This window comes from Methanobrevibacter sp., from assembly GCF_045220775.1.
Taxonomy (GTDB): Archaea; Methanobacteriota; Methanobacteria; order Methanobacteriales; family Methanobacteriaceae; genus Methanocatella.
Window position 1 is genome coordinate 1 of record NZ_JBGUWC010000161.1, and the last position, 1,846, is coordinate 1,846.

4 protein-coding genes are annotated in these 1,846 nt (G+C 35.3%); all 4 read left to right on the forward strand.

Annotated features, from left to right (window positions below):
* Positions 1-19 precede the first annotated feature (19 nt).
* A complete protein-coding gene (locus ACJROP_RS10250) occupies positions 20-388 on the forward strand; it encodes a 30S ribosomal protein S11 (RefSeq protein WP_406535372.1) in 369 nt (122 codons plus the stop codon).
* A gap of 15 nt (positions 389-403) precedes the next feature.
* Positions 404-1,207: a DNA-directed RNA polymerase subunit D gene (locus ACJROP_RS10255; RefSeq protein ID WP_406535369.1), complete on the forward strand. Its 804-nt coding sequence runs from the start codon at positions 404-406 to the stop codon at positions 1,205-1,207.
* Positions 1,207-1,572, forward strand: coding sequence for a 50S ribosomal protein L18e (locus tag ACJROP_RS10260; protein WP_406535370.1), 366 nt, complete (start codon positions 1,207-1,209; stop codon positions 1,570-1,572). Before ACJROP_RS10255 ends, ACJROP_RS10260 begins: the two co-directional genes overlap by 1 nt.
* Before the next feature lie 13 nt (positions 1,573-1,585).
* Positions 1,586-1,846 (forward strand): 50S ribosomal protein L13 (gene rplM, locus ACJROP_RS10265; protein WP_406535371.1); only part of this gene is annotated, 261 nt, incomplete at its 3' end.

The following is a 1,846-nucleotide window of genomic DNA, read 5'->3' on the forward strand; positions in this document are numbered from 1 at the left end:
AAAAGATGAAAAATGGGGTATAGCTAATATTTACTCATCATTCAATAACACTATTATTACTGTAACAGATATTACTGGTGCTGAAACCATTTCACAATGGTCTGGTGGAAGAGTTGTACGTGCAGACAGACAACAAGCTTCACCTTTCGCAGCTATGGCTGCAGCAACCAGAATAGCTGATGACGCTAAAGAAAAAGGATTTGTTGGCTTACATATTAAAGTAAGAGCTCCTGGTGGAAACGGACCTAGAAGTCCAGGACCTGGTGCACAAGCTACTATTCGTGCTTTAGCAAGAGCTGGAATTAAAATAGGAAAAATAGAAGATATTACTCCAATTCCTCACGATGGTACTGGAAGACCTGGTGGTAAAAGAGGAAGAAGAGTTTAAGCGGAAGGGTTTAATATGGAGATAGAAGTTAGAAGTCAAAGCGACGATGAAATTGTTTTCGTTGTTCGTGATGCAGAAGTGCCTTTCATCAATGCTATTAGAAGATGTGCAATGGTAAATGTGCCTAAGATAGCAATTGAAGATGTAAATATCATTAGAAATGATTCAGCAATGTTCAATGAGGTGCTTGCTCATAGGCTTGGTTTAACTCCTTTAGTTTCTGATCTTGATGCTCTCGAAGGTTTATCTTTACCAGAAGATGATGATTGGGAAGAGTATACTAACGGAATCATGTTCAGTTTAAATGAAGTAGGACCTAAAGTAGTTTATTCTAAGGATTTAATATCTTCAGACTCAAAAATTAAACCGGTATATGACACAATTCCTTTAGTAAAACTTAAAGAAGATGAAGTGCTCAACATTGAAGCAGTTGCAAAAGTAGGTTACGGAAAAGAACATGCTAAATGGATGCCAACAACTGTTTGTGCTTACAAACAATATCCTGAAATCACATTCAATGAAGAGTTGGAAATTGATTATGATTGTGCATCTGCATGTCCAAGAGGTGTTTTGAAATCTGACAGAAGATCTAAAAAGATTAAGATTTTAGACATTGAAAACTGTGCTATGTGTAAAAGCTGTGTAAGGGCTTCAACAAATGGTTACATTAATGTTGGGTTTAAGGAAAATGACTTCATTTTCAGAATTGAAACAGATGGCGCAATGCCTCCTAAAGAAGTTTTATTAAAAGCTTGTGATGTATTAGGTGAAAAAGCTGATAAGTTTATCAAATTTAGTGAAGAAGGAGGAAGTAAATAATGGTTAAGAAAGTAATAAAAACTAATCCTAACCTTATCGAACTTATTAATAAACTTTATGAACAATCAAGAAGTGAAGATGCAGCTATTTGGAAAGATGTTGCACAAAGACTTGAAAGGTCTAATAGAAGAACCGCTGAAGTCAATTTGTCTGATATTGCAAGACATGCTGAAGCTGGTGAAACCGTATTAGTACCAGGTAAAGTTTTATCAAACGGTGATTTAACAGAAAAAGTAGATGTCGTAGCATTAAAATTCTCAGCTAGAGCACAAGAAAAAATTGAAAGTGCTGGTGGAGAATGCATCTCAATTGATGAGATAATCGAATCTAATCCTAAAGGGTCAAACATTAGGATCATGGAATAAGTAGGGTGTTATTATGATTATTGACGGAGAAGGATGCGTTTTAGGAAGATTAGCTAGTATAACTAGTAAAAATCTTTTAGAAGGCGAAGAAGTAGTTATTCTTAATGCTGAAAAAATTATGTTAACTGGAAACAGGGATTGGGCTTATGCTAAATACAAACAAAGAGTTGACAGGGCAAGTATTTCTAACCCTCGTGACTTAGGTCCTAAATATCCTAGAAGACCAGATGATATATTTAGAAGAACTGTAAGGGGAATGTTACCTTTCAAAAAA

What these genes read in the sequence shown, in the direction of transcription:
- ACJROP_RS10255 (WP_406535369.1), top strand. Translation starts at nt 404, where the DNA reads ATGGAGATAGAAGTTAGAAGTCAAAGCGACGATGAAATTGTTTTCGTT.
- ACJROP_RS10260 (WP_406535370.1), top strand. Translation starts at nt 1,207, where the DNA reads ATGGTTAAGAAAGTAATAAAAACTAATCCTAACCTTATCGAACTTATT.